Below are 15,101 nucleotides of genomic sequence, written 5' to 3' on the forward strand. Positions count from 1 at the left end.
TAGCCAAATATATTTTTAAATCTCATCCAATGACCCGCAGACAGATTACGAATGCTTTGAATGCTGCTTTTCCTATTTTTGCTCAATAGTGAATCTGATGGTTAATTATGTAAATAAAACTCATATAGAAAACTATATGAGTCTTGATTTTATTGAATTTTCTTTAAAAGATTTGCCAATCCGTAAATATCTTTACTTGACATAAACAAGAAACATGCTGGTCTTTCTTTTGCGAGCAGTTCTGCACCTTTCTCATCTTCTGTAATGACCTTAGAATCTGGAATCATCTTCTGCAGATATGTGATATCAATATCTGTTCCATCCTGCTTGTCATCAATACTTGTGAAATCACAAAGATAAACAGCATCAGCTTTCATCAACTGTTTCTTAAAGTCTTCCGCAAAATACTTTACACGAGAAGCACGATGTGGTTTAAATACCGCTACAAGTTTTTTGTCAGGGAATCTTTTTCTCGCAGTATCAATTGTTACGCCAACTTCTGTTGGATGATGTGCATAGTCATCAATAAAGATATTATCTTCATGTTTTTCTACAACAAATCTTCTCTTGACACCTTTGAAATGAGACAGGCCTTCTTCAATCAAGTCTTTTGGAATTCCTTCTAGAATAGAAACACCAATGACAGCTAAAGAATTCAATAACAGGTGATGTCCAACAAGTGGTGTAGAGAAATGACCAAATGGTTTTCCTTCAAATATTACATCAAAGTCCATGCCATCACTTCTTTCATCAACATTGACAGCCTGAATATCATCTGTATCTTCTAGACCATACCAGTATACTTTTGTACCATCCAGCTGCAGCATTCTTGCCTGTTCATCTTCACCATAGATGATCATTGCTTTTGTAACGTTCTTTGCAAATTCTTCATAGGAACTTCTATAATCCGCTTCATCCTTGAAATAATCAACATGATCGATTTCTACGTTTGTTACAATAGCATATTCAGGATGATATGCTAAGAAGTGTCTGCGGAATTCATCAGATTCCAGACAGAAATATTCTGTATCCTTTTCAAGATGTCCTGTGCCATCTCCAATGAGGTATCCTGTTTTCTTATACTGTCCCATTACAGTAGATAACATACCTGTTGTAGTTGTTTTTCCATGTGAGCCAGCAATAGAAATCAAATGATAGTTCTTCAAGAAATCACCTAAGAATTCATGATATCTAGCGCAGATACAAGTTGGATTGTTTCTTGCGGCGATAACTTCAGGAAAATCCTCTAGAAATGCATTGCCAATAATGACATGCATACCATCTTTGATATTTGCAGGATCAAAGTCATAGATTGGAATATTTCTCTCAATCAATCCTTGTTCTGTAAAGAAATGCTTTGAAAGATCAGATCCACTGACTTCATTTCCAAGATCTTTTAACATGCATGCCAAGGAAGACATACCTGTTCCTTTGATACCAATAAAATAATAATTCATTAGTCTAGACCTTCATCATCTGGGAACAATGTCTTGTCTAAAACCATTGTCTGATCATTTACTGGCTGTTTTTTTGGTGCAGGTGCTTCTGGATGAATATCTTCTTTAAATTCATTATCACTAGCTAATAGAATATCATCTAATGAGAATTCAGGAATATCATCTTCAGCTTTATAATTCTTTGCATTGCCAACTGTCTTTTCTAATACTTCACTCTTTTCAACAGTATCTGCAATCATGCTTGGTGCGTCTTCTGAATCTGCACCATACATTGGAGAAATAATTGGAGTGATATTAGAATCATTCTTGATTTTTTCTGTTGCACTGTACTTGCGAGCAGTATTCTTGACAGCGTTTAAATCCTTTTCATCAACACCGAAAATTGGTGAGATAACTGGTTTAAACTGATATCCTGTTACTGTTGGCTTTTGCTTTGGCTTGCTATTTGTAACTGGTTTAGCAACTGGTTTTGATGCTGGCTTCACAACTGGCTTTTCTTCCACTTTTTCTTCTGTCAATGTAATGCCAAGCTTTTTAGCTGGCTTTGGCTCTTCTTTCTGTTCTACCTGAAATAAAGAATCAAAAGAAGGTTCTACCGGTTTTTCAGCAACTGGCTGATTTACATCAATATTATTGAAAGATGGCTGTTCATTCCTGACGACAGGAGCAGGTTGAACAGGTGCTGGAGCAACAGGTTCTGCAAGTGGCTGTTGTTCTGGAACAACATGGTGTTCTTTCTTGACACGTTTAGGTTTTTCTTCAATTTCTTCCTCTTCGTCTTCCATATCATCATCTTCTTCGAATAAAAGATTCTGTAATTTCTTTAACATTATGGATCTCCTTTCCCGTCATATTCGTTTTGTGACAATAATCCATGAATAATTTTATCACAAAATATATGATTTTTAAGCCTTATTCTGAAACATCCTCAGAATTTGTGAACTGTTTTGGTCCATCTTCATTTCTCTGAGATGTATCTTCTTTACTGGATGGTTCTTCAAACAGTTCTTCAATTCTTCCACTTTCAGGAACAACCTGTTTAAATAACTCAATTTTTTCAGATTTATAATTTACTGTATTTCTATTTGCATAAGCATCAATGACTTTCGCATCATCGACTTTGACACTTCTAGCAATCTGCATCATATCTTTTACAATTTCAACAGAACTTAATGCATCCTCTACTGCATAAAAGATTACCGTATCACTTGTAAATTCCGTCATATACCATCCATTCTTTTCATAGATGTTTACAACATAGCGATGTGTTGCTTCTTCACTGTCTACATATTCACCTTCACTATGAACAACAGGATCAAGAAAGCTGACAAGCGCTGTATTAGACGTCGCATCATCTTTCTGAGTGATGGAAGCAACATTTAAATTCATCACAAACCGTTTTCCATGATCATTGAGCACTGTAGAAATTGAAGTAGATGTGTGTCTGCCAATCGATGGTGCAAGATAATAGGAATACAATGGTTTATTCATATTTGAATCAAAGATCTTCGCAGATAATACCTGCTGCAAGACAGTATCAATTTCATCTTGCATATGAATGTTCTTTTTTACAGTACATCCACATAAGCTCATCGCTAAGATCAATATACAAATAACTTTTTTCATGATATTCACTCTTTATGATCAACAACAGCACACAATCGATAGATCGGCATACCCTGTTCCAAAAACTTGCTTTCATATTCAGTAATTGCATCTTCAGAATGTTCTTCTCTTCTAAAATCAACAGAGAAATCTGTCAACGTAAATCCATTCTGCAAGAAATATAGAACACTGTCTTCAAACAGATCTTTATTATCTGTCTTCATTAATATCTTCCCATTTTCATTCAAAAGTGTCTTATAAATATTTAAAAATTTTTCAGAAGAAAGTCTTCTTTTATGACAATGCTTCTTTGGCCATGGATCAGAAAAATTCAAATGAATGACATCAATTTCATTTTCTTCAAACCAGTCCAGCATAAATTCAGCATTTCCACAGATCATATGATTGTTAGACAAATCATAATTTCCTTCCACTGCTTTTCTTGCGGCAACCGCTGCTGCACTTGGATCTCTTTCAATACCTACCCATGCAGCTTCTGGATACATCTTAGACATCTGACGAAGATAATCCCCTTTGCCCATGCCAATTTCAACATGAAGAATATCTTTATTCAACATCTTCTTCCATTGTCCTTTATAGTCTTGCGGCGTACTTGTAATATAGTCAGAATGTTCTTCCATCCATCCTTCTGCCCATTTCTTTTTTCTCATTCTCATATGTAATACCTCAAATCATCGTTATTTTACCATGGAAACGATAAGATACTCAATCCATAGCCGTTTCATTCACATTCGTAGAAAATTGCATATCTGTTATTTTCTGTGCAGTATAGAATGGAATCATGCGATGTTCAAAATGACCATATTCTATATCTTTTCTAGAAACTGTGTAACTGTCTCTTGTACCTTCCAGTGTAATATCTTCCAATTTTTTTTCTTGTAGAATGTCATATAAAACTGTTGAAGCAATCTGATACTGTTTCTGGTATGTATAAACATCTAAAGCAGTCCATGAATCTTCATCATTCGCCCGAATATAAATTTGATCTAGATCTTGCCTGCAGGAAGCAATCTCCTGTTTGGAATAATCTACAAGTGCATCATAGTTTTGATAAATCACACTATTTAATAAATGTGGTGTATCAATTTCTTCAAAATTTTTTAAATTAGAAATTGAAATTACTTCTTTTCCATTTGTAAATTTAACATGCAATGGATAATTTAATGTTTTATCAGAGTATTGTGCATTTTCTTCAATAACACCACTTTGAAATTCCATTAATAATGCATATGCCTCTTTCAATTCATCACGATTTTTAAATTCCTTCAAGAAAATGATTTCTGACTTGTATCCATCTAGAAAACGATAGGATATGTTAAAAAACTTACATAAATCCTCATAAGAAGATAGATAGTGATCCATCACAATTGTCTGATAATTATTCATCAGTACATTTGTTTCATAAAACGAAGCAGAATCCATTGTATGATGATCAATTGTCTGCCACTGTAATCCGCGATCAAAAGATTCCTGAAATGTCCATACCGTATCTTTATTTACTTTTTTCACGCTGATCATTTTTGCCTTTGAAGACTTTGTTGTCTGCAGGTTGTAGTCAGAAACATCAGCACTTGTATAGCGAATCACTTTACTTTGACAAGAAGACAATAACAAACCCAAAACCAATACCAGTATTCCTTTTTTCATATTCCCTCCTTAATCAAAGAAAGGCCTCAAACGAGGCCTGTCAATTATTCTGCAGTTTCTTCCTTCTTCTTGAATACACGCTTTTCAACGTTTGCTTCATTCTGAGGTTTGAAACTTCTTCTTTCACCTTTGTGTGGACGAGAAGGTTTTTGTGGTTCTACATAACCTTCTGGCTTTTCAAGACATTCCTTTGCAGATACCTTGATCTTTCCACTTTCATCAATATTGATGACCTTTACATGAACTGTATCACCAACATGCAATTCTTTCTTGATATCATCTACTCTTTCCCACTTCAGCTGAGATACATGCAGAAGTCCATCTGTGGAACCAAATAATGTAACGAATGCAAATGAATCACGTACTTCAGATACAACTGCATCATATTCTTCGCCAACCTTGGCTTCACGAATGAGGTCTTCAATCATCTGTCTTGTCTTATCAAGAACTTCCTGGCTTGTATGATAGAGAACTACCTTTCCATTATCATCAATATCGATCTTAACGTTATCGCATTCAGCAATGATCTTATCAATTGTTTCTCCACCCTTACCAATGACAATTCTGATCTTGTCTGTTGGAATTGTAAATGTAGAGAATTTTGGAGCCCACTTAGATAATTCCTTACGTGGTTCACTGATTGTAGCTTCCATGTTATCTAAGATCTGCATTCTGCCCTTATGTGCCTGCGCAAGAGCTTCTCTTAAGATATCCATAGAAATACCTGTAACCTTGATATCCATCTGTAAAGCTGTGATACCTTCACGTGTACCAGCTACCTTAAAGTCCATATCGCCATAGTGGTCTTCTGCACCCTGAATATCTGTCAAGATAGAATATGTATCACCAACAGTAATCAATCCCATTGCAACACCAGCAACCATTCTCTTGATTGGAACACCTGCTGCCATTAATGACATTGTTCCAGCACAGATAGATGCCTGAGAAGAAGAACCGTTAGATTCACATACTTCAGCGACTGTACGGATTGTATATGGGAATTCTTCTACTGATGGCAATACCTGAAGAAGTGCTCTTTCGCCTAATGCACCATGTCCAATTTCTCTACGACCTGGTGTACCCATTCTGCCAACTTCACCAACAGAGAATGGTGGGAAGTTATATTGATGCATGAATCTCTTTTCTGTCACTGTTGTAAGATCTTCAACTAACTGTGCATCAGACAGAGGACCTAATGTTGTAACAGAAATAACCTGTGTTTCTCCACGAGTGAACATAGCAGAACCATGTACACGTGGCAATAAATCAACCTGTGAGTTTAATGGACGTAATTCATCAAGCTTACGGCCATCTGGTCTAACCTTATCTTCAGAAATCAATCTTCTGATTTCAGCAGCTTCAACTTCTACACAATATTCAGCAGCCTGCTTCTGTGCTTTGATCTGTGCAGCTTCATCTTCATATTCCATTGCACCGATTTCTTCAACCATCTGGTTCTTTAATTCTTCGATACGGCCATAGCTTTCAAGCTTACCCTTAATAGAAACAGCCTTACGAATTTCATCAGCAGCATGTTCATCAACATATGCCTTGATAGATGGATCAATTTCATAAAGAACAACTTCCATCTTTTCCTTCGCACATTCAGCAATGACTTCTTCTTCAATGGCACATAATTCCTTGATTGCATCATGTCCAATCTGTAAAGCAGTTAACATTTCATCTTCACTGACTTCTTTTGCACCAGCTTCAACCATGTTAATTGCCTGCTTTGTACCAGCAACTGTCAAAGACAATACTGCTCTTTCAGCCTGTTCAACAGATGGGTTGATCACATATTCATCATCAACTTTCGCAACAACAACACCAGCAACTGGACCGTTGAATGGAATGTTAGATACACAAAGTGCTAATGAAGACCCAAATAAAGCAGTCATTTCACTGCTTGCATCTGGATCACAAGACATGACTGTATTTACAACCTGTACTTCATTACGGAAACCTTCTGCAAATAAAGGACGAATTGGTCTATCAATCAAACGAGCAGTTAAAGTAGCATGCTCTGTTGGTCTACCTTCTCTTCTTAAAAATCCTCCAGGAATCTTTCCTGCAGCGTACATTTTTTCATTGTACAAAACTGTTAATGGGAAGAAATCTGTATCCTTTGCCTGATTACTTGCAGTAGCTACAGATAATACAACTGTATCATCGTATCTGACAACAACACTTCCTCCTGCCTGTTTGGCAATTTCACCATTTTCAACTGTTAATGTTCTTCCGTGAAATTCCCAGCTTTTCTTAAACTTTTCCATTTTTCTTTTCTTTTCCTTTTCACTATTCGACTTTTTTAATCACGTAACGTTAGCAATTATATCACAGATAACTATATAAAACTATGAATATTTACGCTTAAAAAACAAGCGATGAATCGTGATTCATCACTTGTTTCCTTTGATTAGATTTTCTTTTTGAAGATGTGAAAACTGTTTGATTTCATATTCTCTTTTCATTGCCTGAATACGATCTTCAAATTCTTCAAAATATGCAATTCGAAGCGGATGATGCGTTCTCGTATATTTTGCACCTTTTCCTTTACAATGCATTGCAAAGCGTCTATTAAGATCATTTGTCCAGCCAGTGTAATAGGAACCATCTTCACATTCCAGTATATATACATAATTCATTCAACAGATTTCAAGCTTTCTACCATTGCAATTGCGGAAAGTTTCTTACGCATCAGAAGATTCACAAAAATTCCAAAGGCTGCCGTCAATATGACAGACAAGAATAAACTGAGCGGCATAACATCTACGCCATACATCACATACGAGAATTGCAATTCACGCATGATCCAATGATGAATTGCAATACCAAGAGGCAATCCTGCAACAGCTCCAAGCAATGTCAGTACATTATTTTCTTTATAGACATATGACTGCACTTCTTTCTTTCTAAAACCCAGAACCTTTAGTGTTGCGATTTCTCTTTGTCTTTCAGAAATATTGATATTCATCAGGTTGCCTAGTACAACAAATGCCAATGCCATAGAAGAAACAATCAATACAATAATAATATAATTCAATGTGCTGACCATCTGATTAAAGTTTTCTAAAGTGACATCATAGAAACTGATGGAATCAATATGGGAATCATTTGCAAGCATCTTCTGCAGATGTGTAGAATCATCTGTTGAACATGTGATAAACATCGTATCATCTTCTAATGTTGTATCAAACAGTTTTTCATACAATGGTTTAGAAATAAATGCATAATGCTGAATATACATTTCACAGATTCCACTGACCTGTACTTTCTTTCTGACACCCTTTTTACTTTCAATTGTAACCGTATCACCAGTGTGAATATTTAGATCTTCAGACAGCTTTTCAGAGATGATAATACCTTCATCTGTTAATGGAATTGGTTGATGTCCTTTTCTTGTACGTATCGTATACAGCTGTTCAATTTCTGCATTGTTTTCAAATACCTGTGTCAGTACCGTTTCATCTTCATCATTAAATGTAACAATACCTGTATAAGATGCTGCTGTCAGATTGCTTGCTGCTTCTTTATCAGCATTCACTTTTTCAATAAGTGCTTTTTTGTCTTCACTTGATGTTTCCGCATTGATTTTAGCAGAACCATCATAGTGAGTGATATCTGTAAACTGAAGTTTTACCATCTGATTGATGGAATCTCGAATTCCAAATCCAATCACCATTAAAGCAGAACATCCACCAACACCAATAACCGTCATAATCAAACGACGCTTATAGCGTAATAAATTTCGAACAGTCACTTTCCATGTAAACGATAAATGATTCCAGATAAAACCAATATGTTCAATGAATGTTGATTTTCCTAGCTTTGGAGAAGCTGGCCGCAACAATTGTGATGGTACTTCTTTCATGGATTGATGACATACATAGTATGTTGTAAAACACATGACAATAAGAAATGAAATCGTTGCGATGATAATCAAACGGAAAGGAATATATAAATGCATATCTGGTTCGATATAAAGCATTTTCCAGGATTCATAGATGATTTTTGGAAATGTTAATGTTCCGATGATAGAACCAATCATGCACCCAATCAAAGTTGCACTGAATGCATAGAATAAATATTTAAATGCACATTGAAACTGTGTATAGCCAAGCGCTCTTAATATTCCAATCTGTCCTCTTTCTTCATCAATCATTCGCGTCATTGTTGTAAGACAAACTAAAGCAGAAACAAGGAAAAAGAAGACAGGGAAAATATTACCAATTGCGGCCATCTGATCTACAGTTCCAGAATATGTTTCCATACCATAATGCTGTGTACGATCTAAAACTGTCCATTTTGCCTTTTCTAGATCTTCAATATCCTGTTTTGCCTTATCAAGTTTTTCTTTTGCTTCATTTAACTTTTGCTGACCAGTTTGTCTTTGTTCTTCCAGTGTCTGTTTTCCTTCTTCTAAAGAAGTTTCTCCCTCGTTGATCTTAGATGTATTGTTTTTGATTTCTGCCCATCCAGAATCAATCTGTGACTGGGAAGAAGAACGTGTTGCTTCTAACTGCTGATAAGCAGCATCCAGTTGAGACTGTCCAGAAATAACTTGTGTCATGCCTTGTTCATATTGTGCTAAGCCATCATCATATTCTTTGATCTTTGCACGTATTTCATCGATTGACATGCCAGCTTCTTCAATGATTTTTGCCTGTGCTTTATCAATGATAGATGCAACAGTAGAAACAAGAATCTTTCCATCATTTAAATTGCTGTCTGGTGGAAGAAATGCACTGAATTTCTTTAACTGTTCTAATAATTCCTGATATTGTGGATCATCACTGAGATCCTTATCTTCTTCTGGAAGACGAGATTTGATAGAACCTAACGTATCATAAGTATTCACAAGATTTTTTGCCTGACTGATTTCATCTGCATGTTCATCTAACTGTTTCTTACCATCTTCCAGTTTTGCTTTTGCCTGGTTTAATTCGTTTTGTTTTTCATCAAGTGTTGCCTGATTCAAACTGATTTGTTCATTTAATGTATTTTGAGAATCTATCAGCGTCTGTTTTCCTGAAGCAATCTGTTCTTTTCCACTTGTCAGTTCGTCTTCCGCATCTTCTAATTGTTTCTCTCCATCTTTGATGCCATCATTGAATTCTCTTAATGCATCTCTATATTCTTCATAGCCTTCCTGGTATTTTTCTTTTGCCTGTTCAATGATCGTATCTCTTCTATGTTTGCTTTGAACAATCCCTAGATCCTGGATATTTTCTTTTACTTCTGCACAATATTCTTTATATGCATCAGAAAAAGCATATAAGCTCTTTCCTTGTTTGGTTAATACATTGATTTCTGTGAAATAATCCATAGAAAAAGCATCAGAAGGAATATACATATATGTCGCAATATATTGATTCGATAATGTAGAAGTTTCTTTTGTTTCATTGATATATAAAGGTGTATCAATTAGACCAACAACTTTTACTTTTTCAACGCTCAAAAAATCGGATAAGTCATGTTCAGGGCGAGATAGCGTAATTTCATCTCCAACCGCAAAAAGATCCGTCATCTCTGTTCCACTTTCACATACAACTTCATTTTCATTTTGCGGAAGACGTCCTTCTTTTAATACAAATTGATTGATTTCATTATTAGCATCATAGGAATGCACTCTTGTAACTTTTGACATACGAGAGTTGCTTGCCAGTACATCAACAAACTTACTGCCTTCTGCTTTATCAACTTTACTCATTTGTGATATCGCATCTACATCTTCATCATCAAATCCATAATTTGAATAAATTGTAATATCTTTCAAATTTGTATCATCTGCATAGGCATCTACATTTTTTCCCATGATATATGAACTGCCTGATACACCGACGAAAAAGGCAACACCAATAATGATAATTGCCACAAGCGAAAAGAATCTTCCTTTCGTATTCTGGATCAGTCTAACGATATCCTTTTTTTGCGTTTCGTATATTTTTACCATTCGATTGTTTCAATATCCTGTGGATGTTCATTGACTGTATCAGATACAATCAATCCATTCTTAACTCTAAGCACACGATCTCCCATAGGAGTAATCGCAAGATTGTGTGTAATCACAATCACTGTCATATTCTGCTTTCGACAAGTTTCCTGCAAAAGCTTTAAAATCTGTTTGCCAGTCACATAATCCAAGGCACCTGTTGGTTCATCGCACAATAAAAGCTTTGGATTTTTTGCCAGTGCACGTGCAATTGCTACTCTTTGCTGTTCACCGCCAGATAACTGTGAAGGAAAGTTGTTTTTACGATCCTGCAGTCCAACTTTATCCAGAATTTCATCTGGATCCAGTGGGTTCTTGCATATTTCTGTTGCCAGTTCAACGTTTTCTAACGCAGTTAAATTCTGTACCAGATTATAGAACTGGAACACAAATCCAATATCAAATCGACGATAATCCGTCAGCTGTCTCTCGTTCAAAGAGTCAATTCTTTTCCCATCTACTAGAATTTCACCACTTGTACATGTATCCATACCACCAAGAATATTTAATATTGTACTTTTTCCAGCACCAGAAGCACCCGCAACGACAATAAATTCTCCTTTTTCTACTTGAAAAGAAGCACCTGCCAATGCATGAATGTCTACTTCACCGACATGATATGTCTTTTTTACATCACGAAATTCAATATAACTCATCTTTTTTACCTTACATGTATTATAAAAAAAACACTAGCTTTATGCTAGTGTCATTTTGCTTGAAATGTATTACTTTCTTAAGCCTAACTTCTGAACAAGATCTCTGTAACGGTTAACATCCTTGCTCTTTAAGTGAGCTAATAGACTTCTTCTACGTCCAACCATCTTTAATAGACCACGGTTAGAAGAATAGTCCTTCTTGTTAGCCTTCATGTGCTCTGTAAGAACGTTGATCTGTTCTGTTAATAAAGCAACCTGTACTTCTGTAGAACCTGTATCGCCTTCCTTACGGCCAAAGTTCTTTACGATTTCAGCTTTCTTTTCGTTTGATAACATTTTTATTTTCCTCTTTCTTTCTTATAACTTTTACACCGAGCATATCGTCAGAGGAACGGTATTCCCAGTCCTAAAAGCTTTGATACTATATCACTAATCCAGTCGATGTGCAAGATTTATTGATGAATTACACCTGTAATAAATAAGACAAATAATACTGCAGTAATCAATCCCACAACAATATCTGCAATTGCGATGTAATAGAACTTGTCTTTTTTATCTGCATTTCTTTTCATGCCTAAAAATCCAAGCACAAGTGCAACAAGTGAAAAAATACCAATCTGGTTGAACAAGACTGATAAAAATGCACCAATCAATCCATACAATGGGAACATTGTATCAATTGCATTCTTGTTGTAATTCTTTTTCTTTCTGATTGCTGCATCTTTCTTGGCTTGTTCTTTTTCTTGTTCTATACGTTTTTCTTCAGCCATGAGCTCTGCTCTTTGACTTTTTTTCTTAATATTTGATTTTTTTAATCCGCCTGCCATAATTTCTCCTACATCAGCTCTACAAGAATCGAATTCATAATTTCAAATCCTTGTTCGCTGCAACGAAAATATCCATTTTCTATTTCAACAAGATTTTTCTGCATTAAAGGTTTGATTTTTTCTCCATAAACATCTATAAATGATGTCTGGAAAGTCTTTTCAAATGCATGAATGTTCATTCCTTGTTTCATTCTTAAAGACATCATAATATTTTCAAACATTTCATCTTTTTTATCTAAGAGAATTTCTTCCTGTTGAAATGGATCTTGTATATATTGTCTGATATCTTTACTTTTTTCATATCGGATATGATTTTCTTTCCCGCTTGCACCAGCACCACATCCATAAAAATCTTCATATCTCCAATATGCCTGATTATGTTGTGATTCATATCCTTCCAATGCAAAATTTGATACTTCATATTGATGATAGAAAGAAGCATTGAGTTTCTGTACGATCCATTCATACATATCAGCTTCTGTATCTTCATCCAGATGATCATATCCTTTTCTTTCAAAGACAGTGTTTTCTTCAATTGTTAAAGAGTAGAGTGATAAATGTGTTGGATGCAAAGACAATGCATCATTAACACTCTTCTTTAGAGACTCCATTGTTTGAAATGGCAAAGAATACATGATGTCTAATGAAATGTTTTTAATTCCATATTGCTTTAACAAAGAAACAACAGACTGAACACATGAAAATGTATGATGTCGATTCATCAGCTTTAAAAGCTTGTCTTCTGTTGTCTGCAATCCAATCGAAACACGATTTACACCATGCTTCTTCAAAATCTGTATCTTTTCTTCTGTTAACGTTTCTGGATTGATTTCAATCGTATATTCTTTCACTTCAGATACATAGCTGTCAAAAAGTGATAGTAATCTATCCAGTTGTCTTTCATTGAGACTTGTTGGCGTACCTCCACCAATATAAATTGTCTTTAAACTAGAAATCTCTTTGCTTTCTATTTCTTTCTGTAATGAAAAAAGATACGCATCTACGATATCTTCCTGATATACACGATGAACAAAGTCACAATAGTAACAAATCGTTTTACAGAATGGAATATGAACATATAAATAATCAGCTGTTGTCATCATCCATGGATAGAACTGCCATGAAAGCTTCCTGTGGAATGACTACAGAACCAACTGCCTTCATACGTTTCTTACCTTCTTTCTGCTTCTCTAACAATTTCTTCTTTCTAGAAATATCACCACCATAGCATTTTGCCAAAACGTTTTTACGTAAAGATTTAATATTTGTACGTGCGATGATTTTCCCACCTAAAGCAGCCTGTACTGGAATTTCAAACTGCTGCTTAGGAATCAGATCCTTTAATTTTGAAGTAATTTCACTGCCTCTGCGATAACTTTCAGAACGGTGAATAATCACAGACAATGCGTCGACAGCTTCCCCATTCAAAAGAATATCCATTCTCACAAGATCATCCTTACGATAGCCAATCAATTCATAATCCAAAGAAGCATATCCCTTAGAACTTGACTTCAAGCGATCAAAAAAATCAAAGATGATTTCTGACAATGGCATTTCATAGATAATTGTATTTCTTCCAGCATCAATCACTTCCATTGTCTGATAGATACCTCTTTTTCCTTGGCATAGTTCCATAACAGCACCAATGAATTGATCTGGTACCATGATGGATGCTTTGACATACGGTTCCTCTACATGATCAATCGAAGAAGCATCTGGCATTTTTGCCGGGTTATCAATTTCAATCATTGTTCCATCAGAAAGATACACATGATAAATAACAGATGGCGCTGTTGCAATCAAATCCAGATTGTATTCTCTTTCTAGTCTTTCCTGGATGACATCCATATGTAAAAGACCTAAAAATCCACATCTGAATCCAAATCCAAGTGCCTGAGATGTTTCTGGCTCATATTGTAATGAAGCATCATTCAGCTGCAGCTTGTCTAATGCATCGTGCAGATCCTGATATTTCGCCGCATCACTTGGATACAATCCACAATATACCATCGGATTCATTTTGCGATATCCTTCCAATGGCTTTTCACATGGACGATCTGCATTTGTAACCGTATCACCAACAAGTACTTCATGAATATCTTTCATACTTGCGGCAAACCATCCAACGTCGCCATTGATCAGTTTATTGACTTTGACTTCTTTTGGATTTCGAATACCAGCTTCTAGAACTTCATATTCTGCTCCTGTTTCCATAAAGCGGATCTTATCACCCACTTTTAATTCACCTTCACGAATTCTAACCAAAGCAATAACACCACGATATGGATCATAGAAGGAATCAAATACAAGAGCCTGTAAAGGTGCATCTTTATCTCCACTTGGACAAGGAATCTTTTCTACGATCTGTTCCAGTACCTGATCTACATTGAGACCGCTTCTTGCGGAAATCAATGGTGCATCACTGCAGTCTAAACCGATGATATTTTCAATTTCTTCTTTTGTGACTTCAGGCTGTGCATTATTCATGTCTACTTTATTGATAACAGGAATAATTTCAAGATCATTATCTAAAGCAAGATATGTATTTGCAAGTGTCTGTGCCTGCACGCCTTGTGTTGCATCTACCACTAAGATTGCACCTTCACATGCAGCAAGAGATCTGGATACTTCATAGGAAAAGTCTACGTGACCTGGTGTATCAATCAGATTAAAGAGATATTCTTCTCCATTTTTTGCGGTATAGGAAAGCTGTACCGCATTGAGTTTGATTGTAATTCCTCTTTCTCTTTCTAGATCCATATCATCAAGCAGCTGTGATTTCATATCACGCTGTTGAACAGTATCCGTCATTTCAAGAATACGGTCAGCAAGTGTTGATTTGCCATGATCAATATGGGCAATAATACAAAAATTTCGAATGTGTTTTTGATCCATT

The 15,101-nt window shown here is 35.6% G+C and carries 13 protein-coding genes; all 13 read right to left on the bottom strand.

The annotated features are described in order from the left end of the window. Positions 1-149 precede the first annotated feature (149 nt). Complete coding sequence (murC, locus tag ACTND6_RS02190; protein ID WP_441021590.1) at positions 150-1,457, bottom strand: UDP-N-acetylmuramate--L-alanine ligase; 1,308 nt, start codon at positions 1,455-1,457, stop codon at positions 150-152. Further along, positions 1,457-2,287, bottom strand: a complete 831-nt coding sequence (locus ACTND6_RS02195; protein ID WP_441021592.1) for a hypothetical protein — start codon at positions 2,285-2,287, stop codon at positions 1,457-1,459. The genes murC and ACTND6_RS02195 overlap by 1 nt, the downstream gene beginning before the upstream one ends. 82 nt (positions 2,288-2,369) lie before the next feature. Then, positions 2,370-3,083: a hypothetical protein gene (locus tag ACTND6_RS02200; RefSeq protein ID WP_441021594.1), complete on the bottom strand. Its 714-nt coding sequence runs from the start codon at positions 3,081-3,083 to the stop codon at positions 2,370-2,372. A 5-nt stretch (positions 3,084-3,088) separates the two neighbouring features. Beyond that, entirely contained in the window at positions 3,089-3,739 is a 651-nt protein-coding gene (gene trmB / locus ACTND6_RS02205) for a tRNA (guanosine(46)-N7)-methyltransferase TrmB (protein WP_441021596.1), read from the bottom strand. 49 nt (positions 3,740-3,788) lie between these two features. Beyond that, on the bottom strand, positions 3,789-4,730 hold the full coding sequence (locus tag ACTND6_RS02210; protein WP_441021598.1) for a hypothetical protein: 942 nt from the start codon (positions 4,728-4,730) through the stop codon (positions 3,789-3,791). Between the two features lie 44 nt (positions 4,731-4,774). Then, the gene (gene pnp / locus ACTND6_RS02215; RefSeq protein ID WP_441021600.1) at positions 4,775-7,003 is read right to left on the bottom strand and encodes a polyribonucleotide nucleotidyltransferase; all 2,229 of its coding nucleotides are present in this window, start codon (positions 7,001-7,003) and stop codon (positions 4,775-4,777) included. Between the two features lie 126 nt (positions 7,004-7,129). After that, the gene (locus ACTND6_RS02220) at positions 7,130-7,375 is read right to left on the bottom strand and encodes a GIY-YIG nuclease family protein (protein WP_441021602.1); all 246 of its coding nucleotides are present in this window, start codon (positions 7,373-7,375) and stop codon (positions 7,130-7,132) included. After that, positions 7,372-10,683 carry an FtsX-like permease family protein gene (locus ACTND6_RS02225; RefSeq protein WP_441021604.1) on the bottom strand — a complete coding sequence of 1,104 codons (3,312 nt, stop codon included), beginning with the start codon at positions 10,681-10,683 and terminating at the stop codon, positions 7,372-7,374. The genes ACTND6_RS02220 and ACTND6_RS02225 overlap by 4 nt, the downstream gene beginning before the upstream one ends. Continuing rightward, positions 10,677-11,378, bottom strand: a complete 702-nt coding sequence (locus ACTND6_RS02230) for an ATP-binding cassette domain-containing protein (protein ID WP_178175767.1) — start codon at positions 11,376-11,378, stop codon at positions 10,677-10,679. Before ACTND6_RS02230 ends, ACTND6_RS02225 begins: the two co-directional genes overlap by 7 nt. 69 nt (positions 11,379-11,447) lie before the next feature. Further along, on the bottom strand, positions 11,448-11,714 hold the full coding sequence (gene rpsO / locus ACTND6_RS02235; RefSeq protein ID WP_178175768.1) for a 30S ribosomal protein S15: 267 nt from the start codon (positions 11,712-11,714) through the stop codon (positions 11,448-11,450). 116 nt (positions 11,715-11,830) lie between these two features. Beyond that, positions 11,831-12,205 carry a DUF4190 domain-containing protein gene (locus ACTND6_RS02240; RefSeq protein WP_178175769.1) on the bottom strand — a complete coding sequence of 125 codons (375 nt, stop codon included), beginning with the start codon at positions 12,203-12,205 and terminating at the stop codon, positions 11,831-11,833. Between the two features lie 8 nt (positions 12,206-12,213). Further along, the gene (gene hemW / locus ACTND6_RS02245; RefSeq protein ID WP_441021607.1) at positions 12,214-13,308 is read right to left on the bottom strand and encodes a radical SAM family heme chaperone HemW; all 1,095 of its coding nucleotides are present in this window, start codon (positions 13,306-13,308) and stop codon (positions 12,214-12,216) included. After that, entirely contained in the window at positions 13,292-15,100 is a 1,809-nt protein-coding gene (gene lepA, locus ACTND6_RS02250; RefSeq protein ID WP_441021609.1) for a translation elongation factor 4, read from the bottom strand. Before lepA ends, hemW begins: the two co-directional genes overlap by 17 nt. Between the last annotated feature and the right edge of the window lies 1 nt (position 15,101).

The sequence above is a fragment of the Bulleidia sp. HCP3S3_C9 genome (assembly GCF_052064035.1).
GTDB lineage: Bacteria > Bacillota_I > Bacilli_A > Erysipelotrichales > Erysipelotrichaceae > Bulleidia.

Coding starts and splice junctions, on each gene's coding strand:
- murC (WP_441021590.1), bottom strand. CDS start 1,457: ATGAATTATTATTTTATTGGTATCAAAGGAACAGGTATGTCTTCCTTG.
- ACTND6_RS02195 (WP_441021592.1), bottom strand. CDS start 2,287: ATGTTAAAGAAATTACAGAATCTTTTATTCGAAGAAGATGATGATATG.
- ACTND6_RS02200 (WP_441021594.1), bottom strand. CDS start 3,083: ATGAAAAAAGTTATTTGTATATTGATCTTAGCGATGAGCTTATGTGGA.
- trmB (WP_441021596.1), bottom strand. CDS start 3,739: ATGAGAATGAGAAAAAAGAAATGGGCAGAAGGATGGATGGAAGAACAT.
- ACTND6_RS02210 (WP_441021598.1), bottom strand. CDS start 4,730: ATGAAAAAAGGAATACTGGTATTGGTTTTGGGTTTGTTATTGTCTTCT.
- pnp (WP_441021600.1), bottom strand. CDS start 7,003: ATGGAAAAGTTTAAGAAAAGCTGGGAATTTCACGGAAGAACATTAACA.
- ACTND6_RS02220 (WP_441021602.1), bottom strand. CDS start 7,375: ATGAATTATGTATATATACTGGAATGTGAAGATGGTTCCTATTACACT.
- ACTND6_RS02225 (WP_441021604.1), bottom strand. CDS start 10,683: ATGGTAAAAATATACGAAACGCAAAAAAAGGATATCGTTAGACTGATC.
- ACTND6_RS02230 (WP_178175767.1), bottom strand. CDS start 11,378: ATGAGTTATATTGAATTTCGTGATGTAAAAAAGACATATCATGTCGGT.
- rpsO (WP_178175768.1), bottom strand. CDS start 11,714: ATGTTATCAAACGAAAAGAAAGCTGAAATCGTAAAGAACTTTGGCCGT.
- ACTND6_RS02240 (WP_178175769.1), bottom strand. CDS start 12,205: ATGGCAGGCGGATTAAAAAAATCAAATATTAAGAAAAAAAGTCAAAGA.
- hemW (WP_441021607.1), bottom strand. CDS start 13,308: ATGATGACAACAGCTGATTATTTATATGTTCATATTCCATTCTGTAAA.
- lepA (WP_441021609.1), bottom strand. CDS start 15,100: ATGGATCAAAAACACATTCGAAATTTTTGTATTATTGCCCATATTGAT.